This window comes from Streptomyces sp. NPDC048643 (assembly GCF_040650615.1).
GTDB lineage: Bacteria > Actinomycetota > Actinomycetes > Streptomycetales > Streptomycetaceae > Streptomyces.
Window position 1 is genome coordinate 67869 of sequence record NZ_JBEZHO010000016.1, and the last position, 24870, is coordinate 92738.

The 24870-nt window shown below is 69.1% G+C and carries 23 protein-coding genes; 10 read left to right on the forward strand and 13 right to left on the reverse strand.

Features of this window, described 5'->3' with window-relative positions:
• Window positions 1–25: 25 nt before the first annotated feature.
• On the reverse strand, window positions 26–916 hold the full coding sequence (locus AB0C62_RS18275; protein WP_362974282.1) for a helix-turn-helix transcriptional regulator: 891 nt from the start codon (window positions 914–916) through the stop codon (window positions 26–28).
• 212 nt (window positions 917–1128) lie between these two features.
• On the opposite strand from AB0C62_RS18275, the gene AB0C62_RS18280 reads away from it, so the two are divergent.
• The 3 genes from AB0C62_RS18280 to AB0C62_RS18290 all read left to right on the forward strand — a co-directional run bounded on the left by AB0C62_RS18280 (window position 1129) and on the right by AB0C62_RS18290 (window position 3182).
• Entirely contained in the window at window positions 1129–1989 is an 861-nt protein-coding gene (locus AB0C62_RS18280) for an SDR family NAD(P)-dependent oxidoreductase (protein ID WP_362974284.1), read from the forward strand.
• 128 nt (window positions 1990–2117) lie between these two features.
• Window positions 2118–2327, forward strand: a complete 210-nt coding sequence (locus AB0C62_RS18285) for a cold shock domain-containing protein (protein WP_362974286.1) — start codon at window positions 2118–2120, stop codon at window positions 2325–2327.
• 51 nt (window positions 2328–2378) lie between these two features.
• Window positions 2379–3182, forward strand: a complete 804-nt coding sequence (locus tag AB0C62_RS18290; protein ID WP_362974288.1) for an inositol monophosphatase family protein — start codon at window positions 2379–2381, stop codon at window positions 3180–3182.
• A gap of 130 nt (window positions 3183–3312) precedes the next feature.
• Here AB0C62_RS18290 and AB0C62_RS18295 read toward each other — a convergent pair whose 3' ends face one another.
• Complete coding sequence (locus AB0C62_RS18295; RefSeq protein ID WP_362974290.1) at window positions 3313–4056, reverse strand: nucleotidyltransferase domain-containing protein; 744 nt, start codon at window positions 4054–4056, stop codon at window positions 3313–3315.
• A gap of 173 nt (window positions 4057–4229) precedes the next feature.
• Entirely contained in the window at window positions 4230–4742 is a 513-nt protein-coding gene (locus AB0C62_RS18300; protein ID WP_362974292.1) for a MarR family transcriptional regulator, read from the reverse strand.
• Between the two features lie 39 nt (window positions 4743–4781).
• On the opposite strand from AB0C62_RS18300, the gene AB0C62_RS18305 reads away from it, so the two are divergent.
• Window positions 4782–5744, forward strand: a complete 963-nt coding sequence (locus tag AB0C62_RS18305; protein WP_362974294.1) for a DMT family transporter — start codon at window positions 4782–4784, stop codon at window positions 5742–5744.
• 135 nt (window positions 5745–5879) lie between these two features.
• Here the strand turns inward: AB0C62_RS18305 and sbnA are convergent, their stop codons facing one another.
• The 5 genes from sbnA to AB0C62_RS18330 all read right to left on the reverse strand — a co-directional run bounded on the left by sbnA (window position 5880) and on the right by AB0C62_RS18330 (window position 14091).
• Window positions 5880–6881: a 2,3-diaminopropionate biosynthesis protein SbnA gene (gene sbnA, locus AB0C62_RS18310; protein WP_362974296.1), complete on the reverse strand. Its 1002-nt coding sequence runs from the start codon at window positions 6879–6881 to the stop codon at window positions 5880–5882.
• A gap of 96 nt (window positions 6882–6977) precedes the next feature.
• Window positions 6978–8048 carry a 2,3-diaminopropionate biosynthesis protein SbnB gene (gene sbnB, locus AB0C62_RS18315; RefSeq protein ID WP_362974298.1) on the reverse strand — a complete coding sequence of 357 codons (1071 nt, stop codon included), beginning with the start codon at window positions 8046–8048 and terminating at the stop codon, window positions 6978–6980.
• Window positions 8045–9052, reverse strand: a complete 1008-nt coding sequence (locus tag AB0C62_RS18320) for a TauD/TfdA family dioxygenase (protein WP_362974300.1) — start codon at window positions 9050–9052, stop codon at window positions 8045–8047. Before AB0C62_RS18320 ends, sbnB begins: the two co-directional genes overlap by 4 nt.
• Before the next feature lie 24 nt (window positions 9053–9076).
• The gene (locus AB0C62_RS18325; RefSeq protein WP_362974302.1) at window positions 9077–11554 is read right to left on the reverse strand and encodes an amino acid adenylation domain-containing protein; all 2478 of its coding nucleotides are present in this window, start codon (window positions 11552–11554) and stop codon (window positions 9077–9079) included.
• Window positions 11551–14091 (reverse strand): Pls/PosA family non-ribosomal peptide synthetase, encoded by a 2541-nt coding sequence (locus tag AB0C62_RS18330; RefSeq protein WP_362974304.1) that lies wholly within the window; start codon window positions 14089–14091, stop codon window positions 11551–11553. The genes AB0C62_RS18325 and AB0C62_RS18330 overlap by 4 nt, the downstream gene beginning before the upstream one ends.
• A gap of 478 nt (window positions 14092–14569) precedes the next feature.
• On the opposite strand from AB0C62_RS18330, the gene AB0C62_RS18335 reads away from it, so the two are divergent.
• The 3 genes from AB0C62_RS18335 to AB0C62_RS18345 all read left to right on the forward strand — a co-directional run bounded on the left by AB0C62_RS18335 (window position 14570) and on the right by AB0C62_RS18345 (window position 16235).
• Window positions 14570–15016: an SRPBCC domain-containing protein gene (locus AB0C62_RS18335; protein WP_362974306.1), complete on the forward strand. Its 447-nt coding sequence runs from the start codon at window positions 14570–14572 to the stop codon at window positions 15014–15016.
• Window positions 15016–15354: a helix-turn-helix domain-containing protein gene (locus tag AB0C62_RS18340; RefSeq protein ID WP_362974308.1), complete on the forward strand. Its 339-nt coding sequence runs from the start codon at window positions 15016–15018 to the stop codon at window positions 15352–15354. The genes AB0C62_RS18335 and AB0C62_RS18340 overlap by 1 nt, the downstream gene beginning before the upstream one ends.
• 71 nt (window positions 15355–15425) lie before the next feature.
• On the forward strand, window positions 15426–16235 hold the full coding sequence (locus tag AB0C62_RS18345) for an SDR family oxidoreductase (RefSeq protein ID WP_362974310.1): 810 nt from the start codon (window positions 15426–15428) through the stop codon (window positions 16233–16235).
• A 188-nt stretch (window positions 16236–16423) separates the two neighbouring features.
• Here AB0C62_RS18345 and rph read toward each other — a convergent pair whose 3' ends face one another.
• From rph to AB0C62_RS18365, 4 genes are all read right to left on the reverse strand, one after another.
• The gene (gene rph, locus AB0C62_RS18350) at window positions 16424–19021 is read right to left on the reverse strand and encodes a rifamycin-inactivating phosphotransferase (protein ID WP_362974312.1); all 2598 of its coding nucleotides are present in this window, start codon (window positions 19019–19021) and stop codon (window positions 16424–16426) included.
• 340 nt (window positions 19022–19361) lie between these two features.
• On the reverse strand, window positions 19362–20090 hold the full coding sequence (locus AB0C62_RS18355) for a glycoside hydrolase family 16 protein (protein WP_362974314.1): 729 nt from the start codon (window positions 20088–20090) through the stop codon (window positions 19362–19364).
• Window positions 20091–20267: 177 nt separating this feature from the next.
• Window positions 20268–20621 (reverse strand): PRC-barrel domain-containing protein, encoded by a 354-nt coding sequence (locus AB0C62_RS18360; RefSeq protein ID WP_362974316.1) that lies wholly within the window; start codon window positions 20619–20621, stop codon window positions 20268–20270.
• Window positions 20622–20934: 313 nt separating this feature from the next.
• On the reverse strand, window positions 20935–22038 hold the full coding sequence (locus tag AB0C62_RS18365; RefSeq protein ID WP_362974318.1) for an ABC transporter substrate-binding protein: 1104 nt from the start codon (window positions 22036–22038) through the stop codon (window positions 20935–20937).
• A 141-nt stretch (window positions 22039–22179) separates the two neighbouring features.
• Between AB0C62_RS18365 and AB0C62_RS18370 the strand changes: the two genes are divergently transcribed.
• Together AB0C62_RS18370 and AB0C62_RS18375 are read left to right on the forward strand one after the other, a co-directional pair.
• On the forward strand, window positions 22180–22554 hold the full coding sequence (locus AB0C62_RS18370; RefSeq protein ID WP_362974320.1) for a VOC family protein: 375 nt from the start codon (window positions 22180–22182) through the stop codon (window positions 22552–22554).
• Window positions 22555–22801: 247 nt separating this feature from the next.
• The gene (locus tag AB0C62_RS18375; RefSeq protein ID WP_362974449.1) at window positions 22802–23284 is read left to right on the forward strand and encodes a GNAT family N-acetyltransferase; all 483 of its coding nucleotides are present in this window, start codon (window positions 22802–22804) and stop codon (window positions 23282–23284) included.
• Window positions 23285–23330: 46 nt separating this feature from the next.
• Here AB0C62_RS18375 and AB0C62_RS18380 read toward each other — a convergent pair whose 3' ends face one another.
• A complete protein-coding gene (locus AB0C62_RS18380; RefSeq protein ID WP_362974322.1) occupies window positions 23331–24146 on the reverse strand; it encodes a phosphotransferase in 816 nt (271 codons plus the stop codon).
• A 228-nt stretch (window positions 24147–24374) separates the two neighbouring features.
• Here AB0C62_RS18380 and AB0C62_RS18385 point away from each other — a divergent pair, with 228 nt between their 5' ends.
• Window positions 24375–24728, forward strand: a complete 354-nt coding sequence (locus AB0C62_RS18385) for a hypothetical protein (RefSeq protein WP_356174504.1) — start codon at window positions 24375–24377, stop codon at window positions 24726–24728.
• Window positions 24729–24870: the final 142 nt, after the last annotated feature.

The window sequence follows — 24870 nt, forward strand, 5'->3', positions numbered from 1 at the left end:
TGTGAGCCGACGTCGGCGTCGGAACTCAGAGGGGAGGGTTGCGGCGTGCTTCTGTGTCTGCGGCGAATCGGTCCGTGCCCAGCACGGTGAGCAGGGCGAGCTTCTCGTGGCTCTCCGTGCCCGGCGTGGCGGTGAAGACGAGCAGCGACTGTCCCTGGTCGGGCTCGAGCAGGAGTTGGCAGTAGAGCTCCAGTCGGCCGACCTGGGGATGGACGAACCGTTTGGTCCCGCTCCACCGCAGGCCCACCTCGTGGCGCTCCCACAAGCCGGAGAACTCGTCACTGGTGCGCAGCAGGACGTCCGTCAGGTCCGCCGCGGGTGAGCCGGGGCCGTCGCGGGTGACGGCCGCGCGCAGCAGTGCGGCGTTGATACGGCTGTTGTCGTCGTGCTCCTCGGGGTCGTACCGCTCACGTGCCGCCGGATCGGTGAACCAGCGGTACGTCGCGCTGCGGGCGTCGCCGGTGTACTGGGTCTGCTCGCCCAGCAGCGCCACGGCGGACGGGGTCTGCAACAGGGTCTCGCCCAGCGGTCCCATGACCTGCGCGGTGGCCCCCACCAGACCGTCCATGACCCGCATCAGGCCGGGACTCACATGCCCGAGCCGCAGATCACGGCGAGTGGTGCGGTGACCGGCGAGCAGGAACAGGTGGTCGCGTTCGTCCGGGGTCAGCCGTAGGCCACGGGCGATGGCCGCGACCATCTGCTCCGACGGTTGCGGGCCGTCGCCGCGTTCCAGCCGGGCGAAGTAGTCGGCGGACATGGCGCACAGCTCCGCCACCTCCTCGCGGCGTAGACCCGGAGCTCGCCTGCGTCGGCCACGCCGCAGTCCGACGTCCTCCGGTTGCAGCGCCGAACGCCGGGTGCGCAGGAAGGCGCCCAGCGACGAGCGGTCGAACGTTTGGTCCATGGTGCCCATCGTTGGCCATCCGGCGCGGCTTAGCCACGACCTGTCATTCAGTGGCTGCGCGTGTCCTTCCACCGCCGTGGCGCGACGCCTTCACTGGCGATGCCGCACAGGCCGCCACAGTGGGCGACCGGCGACCGGCGACCGGCGCGATCGGCGACCTGAGCCGCCGACCACCGAACTGTGCTGCCGACCCGCCGACCACGCACCCAGGAGCCAAGACGATGACCAGTTGGACAGCGAACGACCTCCCTGACCTGACCGGCCGCACGGTGGTGATCACCGGTGCCGGTCGTGGCCTCGGCCTGATCACGGCACGCGAACTCGCCCGTTCCGGTGCGCACGTCGTGCTGGGGGTACGCGACACGGACAAGGCCCGCCAAGCCGTGGCCGGACTGCCCGGCACCTTCGACATCCGCCCCCTCGACGTGTCGGATCTGACCTCGATCCGAACCTTCGCCGACTCCTGGACCGGCGACATCGACATATTGATCAACAACGCCGGCGTGATGGACGTCCCCGCCGCCCGCACCGCCGACGGCCTCGATCTGCAGACCACGACGAACCACACCGGTCCCTTTCTGCTGACCACACTGCTCCTCGATCACATCACCGACCGCGTCGTGCACGTCACCAGCGAGCTTCACCGACAGGGCCGGATCGATCTGGGCGACCTCGACTGGCGTACGCGAAAGCATCACGGGATGTGGGTCTACCAAGCGTCGAAGCTCGCCGTCGTCCTGTTCTCGCTGGAGCTCCAACGCCGGCTGGCCGCCGCCGGCAGCCCGGTGCGCTCCGTGCTCGCCAGTCCGGGCATCGCCCGGACCGCACTGGCCGCACACTCCCGGTCGAACGTGGTGAACCGGCTCACCTTCCTCACGAACACCCCCGAGCGCGGAGCGCTGTCACTGCTCTACGCCGCGACCCAAGACGTCCCCGGAAACTCCTACGTCGGCCCGGACGGCCTGGGCGGTCTCCGAGGCTCCCCGGCCGTCCGTCGGCCGGGGAAGGCCGGCCTGGACGCGGACACGGCCGGCCGCCTGTGGGAGGCGACCGCTGGACTGGTCGGGTCGGTCGCTCGGTGATCGCCACGAGCGAACCTCTGTCCCACAACTGCCTGGCGTGCTGTTCGTGAGGCGACGCGTGCTCTACAGTCCTGCGCGGGAAAGGACAAAGCGACAAGGCGACAGAGCGCAGACGAAGAGGTGAGGTTGTGCGAACCCATTTGCGGGCCGGCAGGGTGCTCTCGTTCGACGCTGCCAGAGGCTCTGGCCTCATCGCTCCCTATGGCGGTGACGAGGACGTCCCGTTCCAGGCGCAGTCCCTCAAGTTCGTCGACCACCTGACACAGGGCCAGACCGTCATCTACGCGATCGAGCAGGCGGACGCGGGTGTACGGGCGGTGGAGGTCCGTCCCGCCTAGCGCCACTTCCGGGACGGCCCACCAACTCGTCCGCCCGATACCCTGGTCGGCGTGAGCAACTCACCTGCTGGTTCTGACGATGCCGGCGTCGCCATAGCCGCGGCGCGCGCCGGCGCAGACGTGGTGCGCGCCCTGTACGGCCGACAGTTGGTCCGTGTGGACAAAGGAGCGGGCGACTTCGCGACGGCCGCCGACATCGAGGCCGAGAAGACCATCCTCGGGGTCATCCGAGCCGCACGGCCCGATGATGCGGTCCTCGGCGAAGAGGGCGGACAACATGGCGGCTCGCAGACTGCTCGCAGATGGCTGGTGGATCCCTTGTGCGGCACGCTGAACTACGCCGTCGGCAACATGCTGGTGGCGGTCAACGTGGCGCTGCGCAGCGGGGCGGCAGCGGTGGCCGACCCGTTCAGCGGGGAGGTCTTCCACACCGACGGTGAGACCGCCTGGGTCCGGCGAGACGGTGCCGACGCCCGGTTGGCGCCCACGCCCGCGACGGGACTCGTGGACGTGAACCTGGACCCGCCGTTCCCCAACGCACCCGGCTTCCGGGCCGTCGATCTGTTGGCCCGACCTGACTTCGTCGAACGATTCCGGCCCCGGGTCGTGTCCACGACGCTGGCGTTGGCCTGGGTCGCGGCCGGCAAGCGCGCCGCGTACATCACCGACGGAGGCGACCTGTCGGAGAGCGTGCACTTCGCCGCCGGAATCGCTTTGTGCCGTGCCGCCGGCTGCGTCGTCACGGGCATCGACGGTGCCCCCCTGGGCCAGATGGGCCGAGGTCTCGTCGCGACCGCGGATGCCGAAACCCACGCACAGTTGATGTCGATGATCCTCAACAAGAGCCGGCACTGACCCGGACAGACCACTCTCTGCCGTCGGGAAGGCACGACCGCGGACTACCGCGCCCCTGGCGGCCGTTCGGGTCGAGCGCCGAGCGACTCCAAGGTCGAACGCACCGACCCGGCGCACGTGCCGCTCGTCTTCAGGCTCGCCCTGTCGCCGACCACGTCCACCGGTGTGCGTAGCCTTCGCGCAGCGGGCCGCCGATCGATTGCAGAAGTTCGTCCACGGCGGACGCCAACCGAGTCGGGTCCGCTTGTTCAGCCACGGCCAGGTGGCCGTCCAGGAGCTTGGTGCCCAGCTCTGGGTCTGCCTCAACGAGCCGCCGTGGTAGCCATTTACCGATTCCCGTCCAGGAAACCTGGCGAGCCGTGAGGAGTTCGGCAGCCTCCCGGAGTGCGTGGTCGGCGACGGCAAGCTGCTCGTGGCGGTTCGACGGCGACGTGTCGACGAGGTCGTCGACGTAGCAGGTGAGCACGTAACGACCGTGGCGCCACTGCTCCGTGGTCAGAGGTGGTGGCCCCAGCTTGATGATCTCTTCTGCCATCTGACGAGCGCGGGCAACGCGACCCTCCGGGTCGACCAGAACTGCCCCACGGGCGTAGACGAAGACCACGGTCGCTCGACGACGCGCACGGTCCCATTGGAAGAACTCGGCGAGATCTTCGTCGGAGTTGAGGAACAGCTCCACGAGGCGCCCTTCGTGGCGCAGGACTTGTCGGCCGCTTCCAGCGGAGTCCGGGAGGAGCACTCCGATGTCGAGGTCGCTGGTCGGAGTGGAACGACCTTCCGCAGCCGACCCACCGAGCACGGCCCCGAGGGCCTGGGGGAACAGTTCTGCCACCAGGCGGGCGGCATGGGCGGACGCAGCCTCTTGATCAGTCATGGATGCTCATCGTGCCAGCGCAACGGACTCCGGCGGGGCCCGTTCGCCGATCACGGATTCCGCTGTGCCTCGCCGTGCGCCGCCGGGCACGGCGAGTGGTCCGGCAGCGAGCGCGGGGCCTCCGGTCGGTCCCGGGCCGGCGCCGGCTGTCCGCTTTGGGGCCCTGTCCCGGGTCAGGGGGACTCGAGGCGGCCCAGCCAGTTCGTGAGGAGGGCCTCAAGGGCCGAGGCCTCGTCGGGGGCGAGAGCGCTCAGCAGGCGGTGCTCGTTGTGGATGTGGTCGGTGAAGGCGCGGTCGAAGAGTTCCTTGCCTGCCGTGGTCAGGGCGACGACCCGGCCCCTGCCGTCGTCAGCGGCGCGGCGGCGGGTGACCAGACCCGACCGCTCCAGCCGGTCGATGCGCTTGGTCATGGCGCCGGTGGTGACCATCGTGTGGGCCGCCAGTTCGCCCGGCGCCCGCTCGTAGGGCTCGCCGGCCCGGCGCAGGGCCGCCAGGACGTCGAAGTCGCCCTCGCCCAGCCCGTAGCGTCGGTAGACGACGGAGAGCTCCTCGGTGAGCAGCGCGGCCAGGCGGTGCAGGCGCCCGACGACTGCCTGAGGGGCGACATCGAGGTCGGGCCGTTCGTGACGCCAGGCGGCTTGGATGCGGGCTACGTGGTCAGGCGCTTCGGGGCTGTTTTCCTCCACGACTCCAGCATACCTTCCCAGGAAGGTATAGTTGCTTCCATGGAAGGTAATGTTCGGTGGGTCGCCCTGACAGCCGTGGCGCCGGTTGCCTGGGGCGCCAATTACTACGTCACGCGCGAGTTCCTGCCCGCCGGGCAGCCGCTCTGGGGTGCCGCGCTGCGCGCTGTGCCCGCCGGATGCCTGCTGCTCGCCATCGCCCGCGAGCGACCGCGGGGCGTGTGGTGGGGGCGGTCCGCGGTCCTGGGGCTGCTGAACACCAGCGCGTTCTTCGTCCTCGTCTACGTGGCCTCGCAGACGCTTCCCGCCAGCACGGCCTCGATGGTCATGGCGCTCTCACCGCTCGTGCTGATGCTGGGCGCGTGGGCTCTGCTCGGTGAGCGACCACGCGGCGCTCAGCTCGTCGCGGCGGCGGTCGGCCTCGGAGGAGTCGCTCTGATGCTGGGCGGTCCCGGTGCGGAAGTCGGACCGATCGGCGTCCTCGCCTCCGTGGCTGCCCTGCTCTTCTCCGCCGTCGGATTCCTGCTGAGCAAACGATGGGCTCCGGGGCCGAGCGTCCTGTCGGTCACGGCCTGGCAGCTCACCCTCGGTGGCCTGATCCTCGCCGTCGTCGCCGCAGCGGCGGAGGGAGCACCGCCCTCGACCGGCCCCGCCGCCATCGCCGCCTACGCGTACACCTCCGTGATCGCCACGGCGCTGGCCTTCCTCGCCTGGTTCACCGGCCTGCGTCGCCTGCCCGCGGCCACTGTGGGCCTCGTAGGCCTGCTCAACCCCGTCACCGGCGTCCTGCTCGGCGTCACCCTGGCCGGAGAAGCGCTGACGGCACCGCAGGTGACAGGCATGGCGCTCGTCCTCGCCGCGGTTCTTGGCGGTCGTCCGTCAACCCGAGATGACCGACTCGCGGCCGACCCGCCAGACGAACCGCCGCTGGACGGCGCGGTCCCCGGTCATCGCGCGCCACAACGTTCCGCCACCGCCACCGGCCCGACCGAGGGCGGGAGGTGATTGCCCACCTGCACCCCACCAACCACGTCGACGGTGACCATGGCGGCCCGACGTTGGCCTTCGACACTGAGATCCTCAGGGTCGGCAGAGGTGCCCGCTGGGGCGCTGCCGTCCGGCGGTGCCCCTACGTCTGCTTCACCGCGCGGGTCCGTCCACAACGGAATGCGCCGGTGCGAGTTCGGTGTCGTCGAGCGAATCCCCGCCGTACAGGTCCTGGACCCAGTTGTCGTGGTAGATGGTGTCGAGGTAGCGCTCCCCGAGATCCGGCGCGATGGCCACCGCGGTGAGTTCCTGCGCCCCGTGCTCGGCCAGCCAGCCGATCGACCCGCTCACCACGGTGCCGGTGGAGCCGCCGAAGAGGAAGCCCTGACGGGCCAGGCGACGGCAGGTACGTATGGTGTCGGCCTCCTCGACCCGTATGACCTCGTCGACATAGGACTCGTCCAGGAGCGGCGGGCGCATGCTCATTCCGAGCCCCGGGATCATGCGGCGGCTGGGTGCGCCACCGAACGCCACCGAGCCGACACTGTCCACGGCGATGATCCGCACCGGCCGGTCCTGGTCCCGGAAGTAGCGTGCGCAGCCCATCAGCGTTCCGGTTGTCCCCGTGCCCACGAACAGAACGTCGAGGTCGGGGAAGGAGCGGGCGATCTCCGGTGCTGTGGTGCGGTAGTGCGCCTTCCAGTTGGCCTCGTTCGTGTACTGGCTGAGCCACACGCACCGGTCGTCGGTGGCGCACATGCGCCGGACGTGCTCCAGGCGTGCGCCGAGGAGTCCGCCGTTGGTCTCCTGGCCGGCGACGACGTGCACCTCGCTGCCCAGTACCTCCATCATCAGCCGTGTCGCGAGGTTGCAACGTGAGTCCGTGACGCAGACGAACCGGTAGCCCTTGCTTGCCGCGATCATGCTCAGTGCCACGCCGAGATTGCCGGACGACGACTCGATGAGGATGGAGTCGGAGGTGAGGGATCCGTCGCGTTCGGCCGACGCCACCATCTCGGCGGCGGCCTTGAGTTTGATGGAGCCGGCGAAGTTGAACCCCTCGCACTTGAGGAGCAGCGAGTGCCCGAAGATCGACTCCAGGTCGACATAGAGCTCCTCCTCATTGAAGGCTTGAGGAACGGAGATGACCGACATGACGAGCTCCTCTTCGGTGTCGCGCTGGTTGCGGGTGCTGGGATCCGCTCGGTGCGGGGGTGCTTCTCGTTGGCGCACCGTTCGGCGGGGAATCGCCTATCCGTAGCGGCCTCGTTCGTGGAAGAAGTCGTCGACGATCTGCAGTTCGCCGGAGCGGGCCACCTCGTCGTAGACATAGCTCCCGACCGCGAGATCGAGCACGCCGAGGCCGAACGGCGAGAACACCACAGGGCGGTCCGCCGGTACGTGCACCCGGTCCGCCATCACGTCGCTCAGCGTGCCGTGGACGAAGTCCCGGTCTCCCGTGAGCTGTTCGGTCAGATGGGGCGAGGTGGCGGCCCTCAGACAGTGGTCGACATCGTCCACGATGTTGGTCGAGGCCAGCAGGACCTGAGGTGCGAGATCCCGCAACGACACGTGCAGCACCACGGGGTTGTGGTCGAACCACGCCGGATCGCCGACATGCGGCTCGCCGGCCACCGTCGCGAAGACGACCAGATCGCTGGTGCGGATCAGGTCCTCGGGCCTCGCGTGCACGGTGATACGGCCGGCCTCGCCGGACTGCTCCGCGTACCTGCGGAAGCCGGAGGTGCTCTCGGGCGAGAGATCGTACAGCCCGACGTCGTCGAACGACCAGCCCGAGCCCCGCAGGAAGGTGTGGATGTAGCGGGCGATCAGTCCCGTTCCGAAGAACCCCACGCGGGTGGGCCTCGGGCGGTCGCGGCTGAGGCGGTCGGCCGCGGATGCCGCGGAGGCCGCGGTCCGGGTCGCACTGATGATGGAACTCTCCAGGCACGCGAACGGGTATCCGGTGTCGGGGTCGTTGAGGATCAGGACGGCGGAGGCCCGCGGTGTCCCGGTCCGTACGTTCTCCGGGAAGCTGGAGATCCATTTCAGCCCGTCCACCGGTGACTCGCCTCCGAGGGAGGCCGGAAGGGCGATCATCCGGGAGGTGGGACGCTCCGGGAAACGGAGGAACGAGGAGGGAGGGTTGACGGTCCGGCCCGCCCCGTGCAGGCGGTAGGTGGCCTCGACCACCTCGACGATCTCCTTCTCGCGACCGGCCAGGGCGCGCCGGACCTGACCGCCCGGGATCACCGCGAACCGCGGCACAATGGCCTCGACGGCGCCGGCCGCGAGGGTGGACGGGGCACGCGGGGTGCTCATCGCAGCCCCCCTTCGACCGTCGAAGGGCCGCTGTCGAGGCGTGTCGGCGAGGCCATCGCGACGAACACGCTGCGGGGTCCCTCGTAGGCCTCCCTGCTGTGCGCGGTGCGGATGTTGTCGACGGCGAGCAGGTCGCCGGCCTGCCACGGCATACGGACCGTGTGGTCCTCGTAGGCCGAGTTGATGAGCCGGACGACGTCCTCGTCGAGGGGCTCGCCGTCGCCGTAGAACGTGTTGAAGGGGAGACCGCCGGTGCCGTACTCCTCGACCAGGTACTCGCGCACCTCGGGGGCGAGCGTCCACTCGTTCAGGAAGGCGATCTGGTTGAACCAGCAGCGCCGTCCGCCGACCGGATGGCGCACCACCGCGCGCCGGCGCTGCGTGGTGCGCAGACTGCCGTCGGGCTGCCAGGCCCAACTGATGCCCTGGGCACGGCAGTAGGTCTCGACGGCATCCCTCTCCGCGGTGCCGAAGGCCTCGGTGAGTGTGGCTCCGATCTCGTCGTTGTACGTGCGTGTGAGCAGCCACCCGTCGCGCTCGAAGCGCGAGACGAGGTCACCGGGCAACGCGTCGAGAACGGCAGCGGCGTCGGCGACACAGGTCGCTCCGCCGACCGTGGGCTCGGACAGACAGGCGAAGAGCAGCAGGCCAGGGGGAGCGAGGGTGTAACTCAGCTCGTGGTGCATGCACATCGGCTGGTTCGGCGGCCAGGGCGAGGCCGAGTACACACCCGGGCCGTACGTCTCCCGCTGGGCGAAGGTCTCCTTCTCCGCCACGGGTTCCACTCGGAGCCGATCCATGACGGCCGCCATATCGGTCGTGTCGTGCAGCTCCAGCCCTCGGATCACGACCGCTCCGTGCTCGACGAGCGCGGACGCGAGACCCTCCCGGGCTTCGGCCGCCCAGCCAGCCGGGTCGTCGGTGTCCCCGACCCGCAGCATCGCGGGCCGGCCGGGCTCCAGTTCCAGCCGGAGCGGTGAGATGGTCGATTCGATGGAATGCATGTCGCTCCTTACGTCGCGATCGGTTCAGGAGGTGGAACGCCGGTCGACCAGCGCGGCCAGATCGGTGAGGACGGGGTGGCGCACAAGGTCCTTGAGCGTGACCTCACGGTCCAGGGAGATGGCCACCCTGACGGCTGACAGCGAGGTCCCGCCCCGGTCGAAGAAGTCGTCCCGCCGGCCCACGCGGTCGTGCGGGACGCCGAGAACCTCGGCCCAGACCGCGGCAATGCGCCGCTCCGTGGGCGTGCGGGGCGTTTCGGTCCCGTGCTCGACGCACGGATCGAACTCGGCCGCGAGCGCGGTCAGTCGATTCCGGTCGATCTTCCCGTTGGCGGTGAGCGGCAGGGCCTCCAGGCGGCTGAAGGCGGACGGAACCATGTACGTGGGGAGGGTGTTCCCCAACTCGTCCTGGACGTGGGCGGGTTCAAGCGGGCGTGGTCCGGTGTAGAAGGCGTGCAGGCGTCGGCCGCCCCCCGCCCCTTCGGCGACCACCACGGCTGCGTCGTGCACGCCCGGCACGCGCAGGAGACCCTCGTCGACCTCGCCGATCTCGATCCGGAATCCGCGGACCTTGACCTGGCTGTCCCGGCGGCCCAGGAACTCCAGTTGCCCGTCGGGCAGCCAGCGCCCGTAGTCCCCTCCGAGGTGGAGTCGTTCGCCCGGCCGATGGGGATCGGGCAGGAAGACCGCCCGGGTTCGCTCGGGATCGTTGATGTACCCGCGACCGACGCAGACTCCGGAGAAGGCGATGGCTCCCGGGGCGCCGAGCGGAACGGGGGAGAGGTGCTCGTCGACGAGATAGAGGCGCACGTTGTTGACCGGGTGGCCGAGGGGTACGCCGTCGCCCTCCGGAACGCGGTCCAGGACGGCGTGGTTGGTGTCGTCCGACGTCTCGGTCAGCCCGTAGGCGTTGACCAGCCGGACACCGGGGACGGTCCTGAACCAGCGTTCGACGAGATCCTTCTTGACCGCCTCGCCCGTGACCGACACGCAGCGCAGATCGGGCAGTTCGCGCGGATTCCCTTCCAGGAAGGAGAGAACCGCGTCGAGATAGGAGGGCACGACCTGGAGCACACCGGCTCGGCCGTCGGCCAGTGTGTCGAGGAACCGCCGGACATCGAAGACCGCCTCCTGGCCGACCAGCAGGGTCCTCCCGCCGACGAGCAGCGCGGACAACAGCTGCCACAGGGAGATGTCGAAGCACTGCGGCGCCGTTTGGGCGACCACGTCACCCTCGCCGATCCCCAGGTCGTCGATCTTCGCGCAGAGATGGTTGAGCAGTCCGGCGTGCTCACACATGGCGCCTTTGGGTTCGCCGGTGGAGCCCGAGGTGAAGAAGACGTAGGCGAGGTCGCCGGCTCCCACGGGGACGCCTGGATCGGTGTCGTCGCCACCCCGCTCGCACAGCCGGTCGACGAACAACGTCCGTGTTCCCGGCAGGTGGTCCGCCCCCTGGTCGAGGGCGGCGGTGCTGCCGGATTCGGTGAGCACCAGGGCGCAGTCGGCGCGCTTGAGCATGCCGGTGACGCGCTCGGCCGGGAAGTGCGGCTCGACGGGCAGGTAGGCGCCGCCGGCCTTGAGGATGCCGATGACGCCGGCCATCCACTCCAGGTTGCGTTCGGTCAGTACGGCGACGACGTCCTCCCGGTGCAGCCCCGCGTCGAGGAGCGCGTGGGCGATCCGGTTGGCGTGGCCGTTGAGCTCCCGGTAGGTCCACCGCCGGTCGTCCTGCACGGCCGCGACGGCGTCCGGACGCATCCGTACCTGCTGCTCGAACAGCTCGTGGCAGCGCAGGTCGGGCAGTTCACGGACGGGTCCGGCGAGGCCGTCGAGCTGCCGGCGGACTTCGTCGTCGGACAACAGGCTCTGTCGGCCGTGCGCCGCATCCGGATCCGCCGCGATCAGGGCGAGTGAGGCGAGGTGGTAGCCGGCGATCCTGGTGGCGGCCTCCTCGTCGAGGACATCGGTCCTGTACCGGAGCCGGATGACGAAGCGGTCGTCGTGACCCGTGAAGGCCACGGTCAGGACGGGGTCCGTGAGGGGTGCCCGGTCGCCCGTCGGATCGAACCACGTCTCAGGAACGAGGGCGGGCAGGCCCAGTTCCTCGCGGAGTGCCTCAACGGGAAACCCCTGATGGAGCAGCAACTCCGCCTCGGTGGCGTGCGCGTGCAGCAGCAGGCTCCGCCAGGACGCGGTGCCGGTCGTCAGACGGCAGAGCAGGGGCGCCGTACGGCCGGCCGGGAGGTACCCGGTGGTCACCGCGGACTCCCCGGAGAGGGCGGCGAGAACCTTGGCGTGTGCCGCCAGCATCACCGAGGTGATGGTGACGCCCGTGGATGTCGCCAGGCGGTTCAACTCCGCGACGAGAGAGCCGGGGACGGCCGCCTCGACCACCGTGGTGCCCGGCACCGGAGAGCGTGTCCACCGAGGCACCTCGGTGGAACCACCCGCGGTGAGCACGTCGCGCCAGTACTCGGCGCCGGACCGTACGGAGCCGTTCATCGTGAGGTCTCCTCGTCCGTGGATCCGCCCGGGCGGATCTGGTGCGCCGGGTTCCCGCCCCACCAGGCTTGCCGGGGGACGGATTCGCCCTTCATCAGGAAGGAATCGGGGGCGAGCACCGCGTCGTCCCCGATGTTCACGCCGTAGTGCACGAACGCACCGACCCCGAGGGTGCAGCGCGAACCCAGCCTGGAGCGGTCGGACTTGAAGGTGCCGTCCTCCTGCGAGTGGCACTGGACGACACTGCCCGCGTTGAGGGTGGCGTCGTCCCCGATGGTGACCATCGTGCGCTCGGTCAGGTAGCAGCCGTCGTCGAAGACCCGGTGTCCGATCCGGACGCCCAGCAGGCGCCAGATCAGACTCTTGAAGGGCGTTCCGTTGAAGACCTGGAGGTACGTCTCCGAAGGCACCTTCCAGAAGCGCTCACGTCGCCAGAAGCGGCGGTCGTAGATGGAGCAGAACAGGGGGCCCGGCGGGTGGAGAGCCGTGACCGCGCGTTCCACGAGGACGAAGTACACGGCGCTGACGACCACGACGAGGATGTTGCCGAGCGCGATGGCCTCGGCCCCGATCGAGGTGTACAGCTCGGCGGCTCCCGACACGACCATGGTGACCACGAAGGCGTAGAACCAACGCGCCAGCAGGTAAAGGACCATGGAGGTCGCGTTGTGCCGGTTCTTGGCGGCGAGGCCGGTGCGCAGCGCCTCACCCTGGTACATCGGGTCGAAGCTGCTGTCGCGTCGGACGGAGCGGGGAATCTCGAAGCTGGGTGAGCCGAGGAGGCCGACGTCCTGCCGGATCTCCCCGTCGACGGGGACCATGACCTTGGTGGCCAGCAGACAGTTGTCCCCGGTCCGGCCCCGCGAGGGGTAGGCGATGCGGTTGCCCAGGAAGTTGCGCGCTCCGATGGTGGCCCGGGACACCCGAAACGAGGTGCTGGAGAACTCCGCGTTGTTGATGGACAGCCCGTCGGCGACCATCGTTCCCGTTCCGACCGAACTCAGGTACGGCGTCTCGTGTTTGACCTCGGTGCCGAAGTTCGAGCCGGTCTGCTCGACGGGGGTCAGGTCGTACCCGAGGAGTCGAAGGTAGGGCACGATCCCGGAGCTGTCCCCGAACAGCCTGGTCAGGAAGCGCCGGTTGGTGAGCAGGGTGATCGCGCGATGCACGCCGTAGTGGAAGCCGTAGAGCGGATAGACCCTGTCCGGCTGGATGGTTCGGCTCAGCAGACGGGGAATGGTCGCGAGCAGCAGGAAGCCGAGCGGAGTGATCACGAAGAGCAGCAGGAAGGAGACGGCCAGTGCGTCGCGGTAGAACGCCCAGGTCGTCAGGACCGTGGGTCCCGGCTCCAGTACGGCCGACAGCTGGGGTGCCTCGGCGAGGAGGATGCCGATCCCGCCGACGGCCAGCGGCAGGTACACCAGCAGCGCGCTCAGCAACTGGCTGATGCTGTGAACCGACCTGCGCAGGGTTCCGCAGGCCGCCGGCGCGACCACCTCGTACGCCACCTCGGCGCGTAGCGCCGGTGATCCGTGCCAGTGCTCGCCGGCGGGCACCGCCTGACCGCTGTGCAGGGAAGAGGCATGCGCGAGTCGCGCTCCGTCACCCAGCGATGTCCCGATGTCGAGCACCGACGCCTCGGCGACGACCGTGTCCTTCCCCAGGGTCACCGTGCCGGTCTCGATCAGACCGTCGCGGGCGCGGTAGCAGGCGAAGAAGGAATCCTTGCGGATGACAGCGGAGTCTCCGACGGCGAGCAGGTCGGTACAGAGAGGAACGTTGCGGGAGAAGATCGCGACACCTGATCCGATGTGGGCGCCCAGGGCTCTCAGATAGAGCGTGTAGAGCGGCGAACCGACGAACAGGACCAGCGGATCCGAGCGGACGAGTGTCTTGACGATCCAGAGCCGGAAGTACGCCAGGCTCCAGATGCGTATCCGCTGGGGGTGCCAGCGTCCGATCAGCACCCACTTCACCGCGACGGGCAGTGCGGACAGTCCCAGAAAGACGGCGGCACCGAAGACCACGGAGCGCACATACACATCGAGCAGACCCGACCCGGCGGAGATCCACGCGTATCCGCGGACGCTGATGAACGCGACGATGCCCGAGTACGCGACGAACGCCAGGAGTTGCAGCGTTCCGCACATCACGTACCGGGCCCTGCCGGTGGGGGCGGTCGGGGGAGGGGCGGCCGCAGCGGAGCCCGGTGACTCGGTGGCCGCGGTGGGAGCGGGTGCCGCCATCGCCAGCGCCAGTGCGCCGATGGAGGGGTGCGCGTACACGTCCTTCATCGACACCCGACCGAGGTCCGTGTGCTTCCTGACCCGGGCGCAGAAGTGGGCCATCACCAGGGAGTCGGCCCCGAGGTCGTTGAAGAAGTGACGGTCGCTCCCCACCTGGTCGAGGTGCATGACGTCGGCGAGCACCTGGGCCAGCGCTTCCTCGGTGCCCGCGGCGGACGGGGCGGGCGCCGTGGCCTCGGCCACCGCGTTCCGAGGACTCTGGGGCAAGGTGCCGACCGGCTTTCCCGTCATGGGAACTCCCTGGGAAGGATTCGATTCGACCTCGACGGCCCTGGAGCGGGCCTGGGCCGGAGGCCCTGTCGTCCGCACGGCCGGGGACCCGGGCCGGGTGAACACACGACACGTGGAACCTTGGGCACGGACCGTGATCCGTCAGCGGTTGGATGCCTCTGTGCCGAATGCACCCGGTGCCGATCCCACGCGGACGTTCTACGAGGTATTCGAGGCCGACCGGGGAACGGATGGACCCGGCGCGAAGAAATGTGAGATGAGCGCCGTCGGTCCGCCTGGCGACGCGTGACCTCGCGACTCGCGCGCTCCGTGCCCAGGGCTCAGCACGACGTCTGCGGGGACGATGCGCCGCCTCTGGGCCGCCCTGCCCCTGTTCCCTGCCTGGCGCACTGGCGCGCATTGCGCAACATAAGGTTGCGGATCCTTGGAGGGTCGACTAGGGTCACATGCAACCGATGGTTGCACTTAGGAGGCCCGGGTGGAGTTCGGAAAGCTGGAGCGGGAGATCCGTATCGACGCGCCACCGGAGATCGTGTTCGAGGTGGTGAGCCGCCCCGAACACATCAAGATGTGGTGGTCCGACGACGCGTCGTTCGAGCCCGAGCCCGGCACGTTCGGTGAGCTCGTGTGGGGCGACCGCGCCGCGGTCGAGTCGATCGCGGTGGTGGACGTGGACCCGCCCCGCAGGTTCACGTTCCGCTGGGTCGCCCCCGCCGCGGAGCTGCCCGACGCGGGCAACTCCCTCCTGGTCACCTTCGAACTCGAGCCCTCCGGTGACGGCACGATCCTGCGCCTGACCGAGAGCGGCTGGCGGGAGAAGGGCTGGGAGGCCGCCGTACTCGAAGAGGCCTTCCACGACCACGAGCGCGGCTGGGACGTGTTCCTGCCCAGGCTCCAGGGCTACGCGCCTTCCGTGGAGGTGTGATGTCAGCCGCCGTCGACGACGAACTCTGGTCCGCGATCGGCGACCCGATGAGGCGGCGACTGCTCGACCTGCTGCTCGCGGAGGGATTCGGAACGCCGACCAGCCTCAGCGACCGTCTCCCGATCACACGCCAGGCGGTCACCAAGCACCTGGGCGTCCTCGATCGAGCGGGCCTCGTGCACGCGACACCGACCGGCCGCGAACGACGGTACGAAGTCGACGAGACGCAGCTCGCCCGCGCCGTCCGACAACTGAACGAGGTCGGCACTTCCTGGGATGCCCGACTCAACCGCATCAAGCGCATCGCGGAGGAGATCCAGCGGCAGAGGGGCGACTGACCGGCCGGCCGCCGGAAGAGACTCCGGTGGCCTCCACCATCCAGAAGAACCGATCACCTTTGGAGAGCGCCATGAGTCTGCTGCTCGGTGACAAGAACGCTGTGATCTACGGAGGTGGGGGCGCCATCGGCGGCGCCGTCGCGCGCGTGTTCGCCCGGGAAGGCGCGAGGGTCTTCATCGCCGGACGCACTCGGGGGAAGCTCGACGCCGTGGCACGTGACATCACCGCAGCGGGCGGACGGGTCGAGACCGCGCAGGTCGACGTACTCGACGAAGCGGCGGTGGAGAAGCACGCCGAGGCGGTCGCGGCGACAGCCGGAAGCATCGACATCGCCCTCAACGCCGTGAGTGTCATGCACGATCAGGGGACCCTGCTGGCGGACCTCTCGGTCGAGGAGTTCATGCGGCCGGTCGACGGCTTCCTGCGGACGCTGTTCATCACGAGCAAGGCCGTGGCACGGCGCATGGGCGGGGAGCGGCCCGGCGTCATCCTGACGCTGTCCGAGCCGGGCTCGAAACTGGCCGCGGGCGGCATCCTGGGCCACAGTGTCAGCGCGGCGGGCAAGGAGGCCTTCTCCCGCGTCCTCGCCGCGGAACTGGCACCCCACAACATCCGGGTGGTCTGCATCCGCCCCCACGCCGTCGTCGACGCGCCGGCAGCGGGCTCCTACACCAAGGACCTCTTCGAACCGATCGCCGCGGCCGCCGGGCAGTCGGTCCAGGAAATGCTCGACGGCGGCGGAATGGCGCAGGGAACGCTCCTCAAGAGGCTGCCCACGCTCTCGGAGATCGCCGAGACGGCCGCCTTCCTGGCCTCGGACCGAGCCGGAGCCATGACCGGCACCGTCGCCAACCTGTCCGCGGGGGCACTCGTCGACTGAGACCCCCGTATCCGGCCGGGCAGACGTGGGCGGGTGAGCCCCGGTCGCGGTGCCCGGCTTCGTTGGAATCGCGTTGGGCGGCCCTGCCGCAACCGAGTGGAGCACGTGCTCCAAGCCCCGTCCGTCGCCCCCGTGTCGGGCAGCCTCATCGGTGGCTCCGCACCGATGAGGCTGCCCGATGTCTCCGCTCACGACAGGATCTCGACGTACCCGTCCGTCCCGTGGACACGGATACGCTGCCCGTCCTGGATCAGGCGGGTGGCCCGCTCCACGCCCACGACCGCCGGCAGGCCGTACTCACGGGCGATCACCGCGCCGTGGGTCATCTGACCGCCCACCTCCGTCACCAGACCCGCGATTCCGACGAACAGCGGTGACCAGCTGGGGTCCGTGAACGTCGTCACCAGGATGTCGCCCGCTTCCAGGTCGGCTTCCGCCATGTCGAGGATGACGCGGGCCCGCCCCTCGACGGTCCCGGCGGAAACCGGAAGACCGATCAGGGAGCCGGCCGGCACGTCGTCGCGCCGGTACGCCCCGGTGACGGCCTCGCCGTCCGATGTGAGCACCCGGGGCGGAGTGAGCCCTTGGTACGAGCGGAACGCGTCCTTGCGCTGCTGGATCAGCCGGTCATCCACCTCGTGCGAGCGCGCGACATCGTGGAACTCCTGGAACGTGAGGTAGAAGCTGTCCTCCTCGTCCCGAAGCACACCCGCCCGCACGAGGCGCTCGGCCTCCCGCAGCAGGGCCTGCTTGTAGACGAAGTAGCGGGTGATGATGCCGTACTTCGGGTACTCCCGGTATCCGATGAAGGTCCGGACCCGGTCGATCATCCGCTTGGTCTCGTCGGCCTTCTGGTCCCCGTCGGGCAGGGCCCGCAGGCGCGTCAGCACGTCCTGTTCCTTCTCCTGTGCCTTCCGCCGCCCCTGCTCGAAGCGTCGCTCGGCGGCACCCGGCTCGAAGATCCTGACGTTGTCCAGGATCACGGGCACGAGCGTGGTCGGGCGCTCGCGCCACCGTGGCCTCGTGATGTCGATCTCGCCGACGCAGCGCATGCCGTACCGGTCGAGGTAGGCCTCGATGGCGTCGCGCGCCTCGGTACCGCCCGTGAGCTTCGCCAACTCGTCCAGGAAACCCTCGTCCTGGACGCCCTGCAGGAACGCCACCACCTCCGGGTGCGGGCGGATCACGTCCGCGACGTCGAGCAGCGCCAGCCCCATCTCCGACGTGATGTTGTCGGGGGCGGACAGCGTGAGCGTGTCAGCGGCGTTCTTCTCGCCCAGCCACTCCCTCAGCTGGTCGTTGAGACACCACGTGGCCTCCATCCCCGCCATGATCGCCTGGATGCTCAGCGGATCGCTGAGGACGCGTTTGTGCTCCTCGAACGCCTCCAGCAGGAAGTCGAACAGCGCAGGGCCGCTCTTGCTCCGGATGTCGTGCTCAAGGGCGGTCACGGACGCCCGGCTGCGCTCGATCAGCTCGACGACGATGGCCGGATCGGTCTCGATCGGGGCGGACGCACCATGTCCCGGCAGCCCACCGGGGCCCGCGTCCGGGAGCGACGGGATGAAGTCGTCGTGGTCGAGGACGGTCTCCAGGGCGTCCCTGACCAACGGATCACCTCTTCCCATCATCTCCAGGAGGCCGGCCCGGCTCGCGGGCGACGCCAGGCGCCGGGCGACGTCGACGAACAGCCGTCCGCCGGCCGCGTGCATCGGCGCCATCGCGGTCAGCTGCCACATGGACAGCCCCAGGGGCCTCATCGGGTCGGTCATCATCTGCTGGTGGCCGACGGAGACGTAGACGTGGTTCTCCTCGTCGTCGCTCTCCGGGATGGGGAACAGCGTCGTGATCGGCCGGCTCTGAACGATCTGGAAGTCGTCGTCGACCAGGCACCACTCGATGTCCTGGGGGCGGCCGAAGTGGGCCTCGATCCGCCGCCCGAGCCGCACCAGCCGCACGGCCTGTGCGTCCGTCAGCGCCGGCTGCTTCTGCTGCTGGGGGCTCACGGCGACTTCCCGCGTCCCCCCGCTCGGCAGGGCGTCAACGGCACGCTGTTTGGCGGCGATCACCCTGGTGACGATCTCGCCGTCTCGTACCGTGAAGACGTCCGGGTTCACCAGGCCGGAGACCAGGGCCTCGCCGAGGCCGAAACCGGCGTCCACCGTCGCGACCTTCCGGTTGCCCGTGACGGGGTCGGCGGTGAACAGGACACCGGCCGCGTGCGGGAAGACCATCCGCTGCACGACCACGGCCATGTGGACCGTGCGATGGTCGATGCCGTTCCGCCGGCGGTAGGCCACGGCCCGCTCGGTGAACAGCGACGCCCAGCACCGGCTGACGTGCTGGAGGACGGCCTCCACCCCCATGACGTTCAGGTAGGTGTCCTGCTGGCCCGCGAAGGAGGCCGTCGGCAGGTCCTCCGCCGTCGCGCTGGAGCGGACGGCGTAGGCGGCCTGCTCGCCGTGCCGGTCGAGCGCGCGGGTGATTTCCGCCGCGAGGTCACCCGGGACGGTGACCGCTTCGATGGTCCGGCGGATCTCCGCGCTCAGCGTACGGATCCCCTCCCGGTCGTCCGCGCTCAAGGACGACAACCGATCGAGCTGATCGCCCACCGACGTCGCTTCCGCCACGATCCGGCGGAAGGCGTCCGTCGTCACGCAGAAGCCGGTCGGGACGTCGATGCCCTCGATCCGCGACAGCGCGCCCAGGTGCGCGCCCTTGCCGCCGACGACCGCGACCTGCGTCTCGTCGACCTCTTGAAGATCCAACACGTACTGCTCAGTCACTGCGACACCTCCGAGGCGGCCGTGTTCCGTCGCGCTGTGATGGCCGACCGAATCACCGGCGCCTCCCACTCTCTCGAACCTCTTGTCGGGCACGTCGTCATCCCTGGCCGCATTCCCTCTGATGAGCCACCAGGCCGCTCCGCCAGTCGGGCGGCAGCACAGCTCGGCCCTCGTTTCCGCAGGTGATGGCTTCGGCCGACGATTCTGCGCCACGACGGGGGCCTTGCCGCAAGCCCCCCGGTGCGCTATAAGTTGAGAGAGGCAAGGAGAGAGTTCTCTCCTTGCCTTCGCCATGTGCCGCTCTCTGGATCCGGCAGGACTCGCGTCCGGCCGGCCCGCCTCACGGGTAGTAGGGCGTGTACGTGATCGCCGAGACCTTGAGATAGCGCGCGCCGTCCGCCGTGGCCCAGGTCGAGGAGTCGGGGTTGCCCGGCCAGTCGCCGCCGACGGCGGTGTTGACGATGAAGTGCATACCGATGCCGGGAGCGGTCGAGTACCACTTCGTCCCCTGGTAGGCGCCGTCGACCGTGAAGTCGATGTGGTCGGGCCACCACGTGAACGAGTAGGTGTGGAAGCTGTTGGTCCATCCGCCGGCGTTGTTCACCGCCCACTGGGTCTGTGCGTTGCTGGTGTCGTGGAACGTCTGGTAGACGGTGTTGGGGCTGGATCCCACGATCTCGGCGGCGTCGAACTCAGGCAGCCACGGGTTCAGGTAGGCGGCCCAGACGGCGGGCAACAGACCTTTGCCGTTGGGCATGTTCGCGGTGAAACTGTACGTCCCGTAGCCGTAGAGAGCCTGGGATTCGACGCGGCCGGAGTAGTAGGTCCCGTTCCCCGCGTTGTAGGTCTTGATGACGAGGGTGCCGCCTTCGTACCAGACACAGGCCGGCGTGTAGGTCTCCAGTTCGTTGTTGGCCGTCCATCGTCCGTTGATCGTGTTCCAGGAGTTGACGGTCTGTGGTGTGCCCCAGGTGCCCGCGTGCGCCGGAGGCTGGGTCAGGAGCACCAGCACCAGTGCTGCGAACGCGGCAGCGACAAGCCTGGTCCTGGACAGAAGAGTTGATCGCATCAGAGCTCCGTTGCTCGGACGTCAGGAGGATGGGAGCGGTCCCACTCCCGTCACGCACAGTAGGACCGTGTCCCGTACCTGACAATCCTTCGGGCCATGGCTGCCCGCGAGGGGCATACGTCGTGGGGCCGCCCGGAGAATCTCCGAGCGGCCCCACGTGACGTGTTCGGCCTACGGTCAGATGCGTCGGTGGCTCTGGTAGTAGCCGCCCACCTGCTCGTGGTAACCGGCATCCCCGAGGTGCTTGTCCTTGTCGAACTCGGGGGAGTCCTTGATCTGTTCCTTGGTGAGGTCGACGTAGATCCTGTGCTCGACGAGGTCGACCGTCTTGACGGTACCGGCGGGCAGCAGAACGTGCTTGCCGAAGATCCAAACGCCGGTGTCGACGACGACGTAGGAGGAATTGACTTCGTCGGAATGCTTGTCGATCTTCCCGATACTGCCGTCGGTTGCCTCGACGTTCCACCCGGTCAGATCCGTGCCCGCGATGTAACCGGCGGTCGACTGATAGCCCCAGATGCTGTCATTCACCGTGCGACTCCCTCAACGACATTCATTCCCACCCACGGCTGAGCCGTGGAGTTCTGACTCTGTGACGACTTCTCGGAACAGTCGAGTGCCCAGGCCGCCCGACCGCACACATGCGTACTGCGCGAGGGAAGGGAAAGGCTGAAGTGCTGTGCTGGAAAAGGTCGTTCGTGGCGCTGGGCCACGAACCTCGGTGCCGGTGAAAGAAACGGGTGGGGCCCAACGCCATGGGGTTGGGCCCCACCCGAGGAAATACGCTGATCCGCCGTCTACCAGCGGTACCAGCGACCGAGACCGCGGGGTCCTCCGTGCACTCTCAGCTTGTGTGGAGGATCCGGAACCGGTCGGGTTCCGCCGGGTCTCGATCCACGACCTGGATCGGCGTACCGGCCCACTGCCAGACGCTGATGCCTGGTGTGCGGGAGAACCGGATCAGTCCTCGGGTGCCTTCGACGCCGATCCGGGGCCAGGCGTCGGCGATGTGTCGCCGGTCCGTGCCGTGTGTGCGCAGCATGTCGGCGAGGACGATCACTGTGTCGTAGCCCTCGAAAGCGACGAAGGAAGGTTCTTGGGTCAGCCGCTCGCGAAGGGCCGCTTCGACTCGTACGCCGAGGGGGCTGAGACGCTCGGGCAGATAGCGCAGGAACGGGATCGCGGCGCCCTCGCTGCCCAACAGCTGCTTCCACTCGGCGAGTTCCGGTTGCCCGGCCGGCGCGCCGATCATGATCTCGGTGAGTCGCTGATCGCGGCGGACGGCCTGGACGATGGGCACCGCCGGCTCGGGGTGGCCGACCAGGAGAAGGAGGGCTGTCGCCCCGTTCTCGACGAGCTCCTCGCACACGGCCGACGGAGTGAGGGCGGCCATGTCGAGTTCGACGACGCTGCCCCCGCGCGCGGTGACGTACTCCCGCAGGATGCCGGTCCCCGACGACCAGTAGACACTCTGCTGGGCTGCGACGGCGATGCGGCCGCGCCCCGCGCCGAGGAGGAAGTCGGCGTACAGCTGCCAGCCGCGGGACTGCGGCGGCGCGAGGCGCGCGACCCAGTCCGTGGGCTGTTCGGTGAGCGCGTCGAGGACCGCGGACGAGCAGAGGAACGGCACTCCGAGAGCGTCCGCCCTGGCGGCCGCGGTGCGAGCGACGACGCTGTGGTACTCCCCGGCCAAGGCGGCGACGCCGAGCAGAGCCAGTTCGTCCACGGCGGCCGCGGCCCTGTGCGGATCCGCCGCTGTGTCACGGACCACCAGCTCAAGGGGCCTTCCGGCGATTCCGCCGGCCTCATTGACATCGCGGACGGCCAGTTCGAGTCCGGCGAGCAGGTTCCGGCCCGACTCGACCCAGCCGGGCCGAGTCAACGGAACGAGGGCACCGATCTTGACGGCTGATCCGTCAGCCCGTTCCGCTCCAACTGGCTCATGCATACGCGGGCATCTCCCATCGGTCCGAACGTGCAGCTTACCCACGCACAGGCACTCGGGCCCTCGCGGTTGTTCACCATGAGAACCCGTGTCCGTGGGGTGGGTGGACGCATGGGCGCGAGCGTTGGGGGCAGGGCCGGAGGCATGACCACAACACTCGGCGCCTTCGTCCTCGGCACCCCTGATCCTCCCGCGCTGGCCGACTTCTACCGGGCCCTGCTCGGCTGGCAGGAGGTCCATCGCGATCCGGAGTGGGTCCGGCTCAAAGCCCCGGGACAGGAACGTCCCGGCCTGAGCTTCCAGTTGGAGATCGACCACACTCCGCCGACGTGGCCCCAACGCCCGGGCACTCAGCAGATGCAGGCGCACCTGGACCTCCAGGTCGATGACCTGGAGGCGGAGACCGGGCGGGCCCGCGCCCTGGGCGCGACGCTGGAGGAACACCAGCCTCAGAAGGACGTACGGGTACTTCGCGACCCGCACGGCCACCTGTTCTGTCTGTTCCTTCCGGGAGCCTGACGGTCCTCGGCTCGACGCCGGATCAGGGGCGAGCGGCCGAGACGTCGACCTGTTGTCTGACCGAACTCTGTGCGTTCCAGGAGGACCCCGCCCTGTCGGAACGAATGCGCTGACGCGTGGAGTTGGCCTGGTGTAGAGATGAGCCAGCGCCGTGAACCTCTGGCGCGGAGGTGCCGGCGTGTCTGACTGCGCAGGCACCGTCGCTGAGAACTGCGCACCGCTCACGATCACCGGCCGGGAGGCTCGCATGCAAGTACGGCTCCGCGACGTACGGGACAGTGACCTGCCCGTCTTCTTCGCCCAGACGAACGATCCCGAAGGGTGTCGGATGGCGGCGTTCACTGCCAAAGACCCCTCGGACGAAGGGATGTTCCAGGACCACTGGGCACGGATTCGCCAGGATCCGGCGATCGTCATGCGCGCCGTCGTCGGCGATGGGGATGGGGAGGAGATCCTCGGGCACGCCTCCGTGTTCGGACCGCCCGAGGAACGCGAGGTCACGTACCGGATCGGCCGCGAATACTGGGGGCGAGGAGTAGCCACCGCAGCTCTTCGGACGCTGCTCGGCATCGCGACGGAGCGTCCGTTGTACGCTCGCGCGGCCGCGGACAACCTTGCATCGATCCAGGTCCTGAAGAAGTGCGGGTTCGTACTCTCCGGCAGCGGGCGGGGTTTCGCGAACGCCCGAGGCGAGGAAATCGACGAAGTGCTCCTCACGTTGAACGACTGAGCGTGGACTCCCCACGGGTGGTGGTCCGTCCGGCCTTCTCGGAGGGTCAGCTCAGCAGGGCGGCCGCGAACGTATCGTGCTGAGCCGCGAGCCAGTCCTGTATCCGGTCCCAGCGTTCCCATCCGCCGCGCTCCGTCAGTGCCCGCACGTAGAGGGGATCACCGTCAGCCACGCGCCGTGCGACGAAGGCCCGGCAGACCTCGGTGGCCTGTTCGACGATGCCGGGCAACTCGCCACGTTCCCATGGGGAAAGACCGTAACTGTCGGCAAGGATCCGCAGCCGAACGGATGCGACGAGCCCCGGGGGGTAGACGACGGCGGCCGACTCGGGATCCAGCATGGGGATCCAATAGCGGGCGGTCATGGCGAGGTCCCAGAGAGGGCGTCCTGGGGCCGCCAGGTCGAAGTCGATGAGGGCTACGGCGTGGCCGTCACGGAAGACGACGTTGTCCGGGCACACGTCGTTGTGGCACACCATCGCTCCTCCCTCGGGGTCGGCGAGATCACCGGGCCACGTGACGCGGGTGTCGACGGCGACGGCCGCACTGGCCTCGTGCAGGCGCCGCAGCAGACTTCCCACCGATGCGAGCGCGGTGTCGGTCACCACCCACCGAGGGAACGGAGGGAGGGCGACATCTCCCGGGATGAAGGTCACCAGTTCGCGGCCGTCGGTGGTGAGGGCGACGGGAGTCGGGGCCGCGTCGAAGCCGTGCTCCTTCAGCGCGTGGAGATAGGCGTGGAGTGCCAAGGCGTTGGGCGGTGCCGGGCGCTCCACCAGAGCGCCCCTGCGGAAGACCGCGCCGGCGTTCATCATCCCGCCGAGCAGGGGTTCGCGGGCCGCCGCCTCGCCATCAGCCGTCATGCGGATCACGGTATCGCCGACCGGCTCCGAGCGGCGCTGCCGCGGCGCGACTGGGACGGCGCGGTGTTCGGCTCTCGGCACGTCGAGCCCACGGGGCCGCTCAGTGAGCGGTTCTCGGTACGTCGTGGTCATGCGGCGGCACTGCGAGCGGTTGCGTGACACCTGTCATGCGAAACGTCGTACGGCGGGCACTGGGGGAGCCGGATGCCCCGCCTCTACCTTCTTCTCATGACGAAAACAGGTGGCAGCAAGCCTCAGAAGACCGACGTCAAGGTGAGCCTGATCGGCGGTCACCGCCTCAAGGGCGAGACGCTGCACGAGCGCACTCTCACGGCGTCCCTCATCGGAGGGGCCGACATCGACCTCACGGACATCGACATCCCTGATGGTGCCGAGCTGCGCGTCACGAAGCTGAGTCTGATCGGCGGCGTCAGTCTCAAGGTCCGTCCGGATGTCGTCGTGCAGGTGCACGGCATCCGTCTCGGAGGAGTGAAGGACGACGGCCCGAGCGAGCCCGGCGGCCCGACGGTCCGTATCGACGCCTGGGGCCTGCTCGGCGGAGTCACTGTCACCCGCGGGTGATCCCACGCCGGTGCTCGGGCGTACCACGATGAACTGGTGTTAGGTCCAAGCCTCGCCCTGCGCTGCACCTGGGTCCTTGGCGCTGGTGCGTTGATCCCGGGCGGGATGGACATCGATGCTCCCGGCGGCGAGACTGGCTGCC

Excerpts from the sequence above, each read along its gene's own strand:
- AB0C62_RS18275 (WP_362974282.1), bottom strand. The coding sequence starts at position 916 with ATGGGCACCATGGACCAAACGTTCGACCGCTCGTCGCTGGGCGCCTTC.
- AB0C62_RS18280 (WP_362974284.1), top strand. The coding sequence starts at position 1,129 with ATGACCAGTTGGACAGCGAACGACCTCCCTGACCTGACCGGCCGCACG.
- AB0C62_RS18295 (WP_362974290.1), bottom strand. The coding sequence starts at position 4,056 with ATGACTGATCAAGAGGCTGCGTCCGCCCATGCCGCCCGCCTGGTGGCA.
- AB0C62_RS18305 (WP_362974294.1), top strand. The coding sequence starts at position 4,782 with ATGGAAGGTAATGTTCGGTGGGTCGCCCTGACAGCCGTGGCGCCGGTT.
- sbnA (WP_362974296.1), bottom strand. The coding sequence starts at position 6,881 with ATGTCGGTCATCTCCGTTCCTCAAGCCTTCAATGAGGAGGAGCTCTAT.
- sbnB (WP_362974298.1), bottom strand. The coding sequence starts at position 8,048 with ATGAGCACCCCGCGTGCCCCGTCCACCCTCGCGGCCGGCGCCGTCGAG.
- AB0C62_RS18320 (WP_362974300.1), bottom strand. The coding sequence starts at position 9,052 with ATGCATTCCATCGAATCGACCATCTCACCGCTCCGGCTGGAACTGGAG.
- AB0C62_RS18325 (WP_362974302.1), bottom strand. The coding sequence starts at position 11,554 with ATGAACGGCTCCGTACGGTCCGGCGCCGAGTACTGGCGCGACGTGCTC.
- AB0C62_RS18330 (WP_362974304.1), bottom strand. The coding sequence starts at position 14,091 with ATGACGGGAAAGCCGGTCGGCACCTTGCCCCAGAGTCCTCGGAACGCG.
- AB0C62_RS18340 (WP_362974308.1), top strand. The coding sequence starts at position 15,016 with ATGTCAGCCGCCGTCGACGACGAACTCTGGTCCGCGATCGGCGACCCG.
- AB0C62_RS18345 (WP_362974310.1), top strand. The coding sequence starts at position 15,426 with ATGAGTCTGCTGCTCGGTGACAAGAACGCTGTGATCTACGGAGGTGGG.
- AB0C62_RS18355 (WP_362974314.1), bottom strand. The coding sequence starts at position 20,090 with ATGCGATCAACTCTTCTGTCCAGGACCAGGCTTGTCGCTGCCGCGTTC.
- AB0C62_RS18365 (WP_362974318.1), bottom strand. The coding sequence starts at position 22,038 with ATGCATGAGCCAGTTGGAGCGGAACGGGCTGACGGATCAGCCGTCAAG.
- AB0C62_RS18370 (WP_362974320.1), top strand. The coding sequence starts at position 22,180 with ATGACCACAACACTCGGCGCCTTCGTCCTCGGCACCCCTGATCCTCCC.
- AB0C62_RS18375 (WP_362974449.1), top strand. The coding sequence starts at position 22,802 with ATGCAAGTACGGCTCCGCGACGTACGGGACAGTGACCTGCCCGTCTTC.
- AB0C62_RS18380 (WP_362974322.1), bottom strand. The coding sequence starts at position 24,146 with ATGACGGCTGATGGCGAGGCGGCGGCCCGCGAACCCCTGCTCGGCGGG.
- AB0C62_RS18385 (WP_356174504.1), top strand. The coding sequence starts at position 24,375 with ATGACGAAAACAGGTGGCAGCAAGCCTCAGAAGACCGACGTCAAGGTG.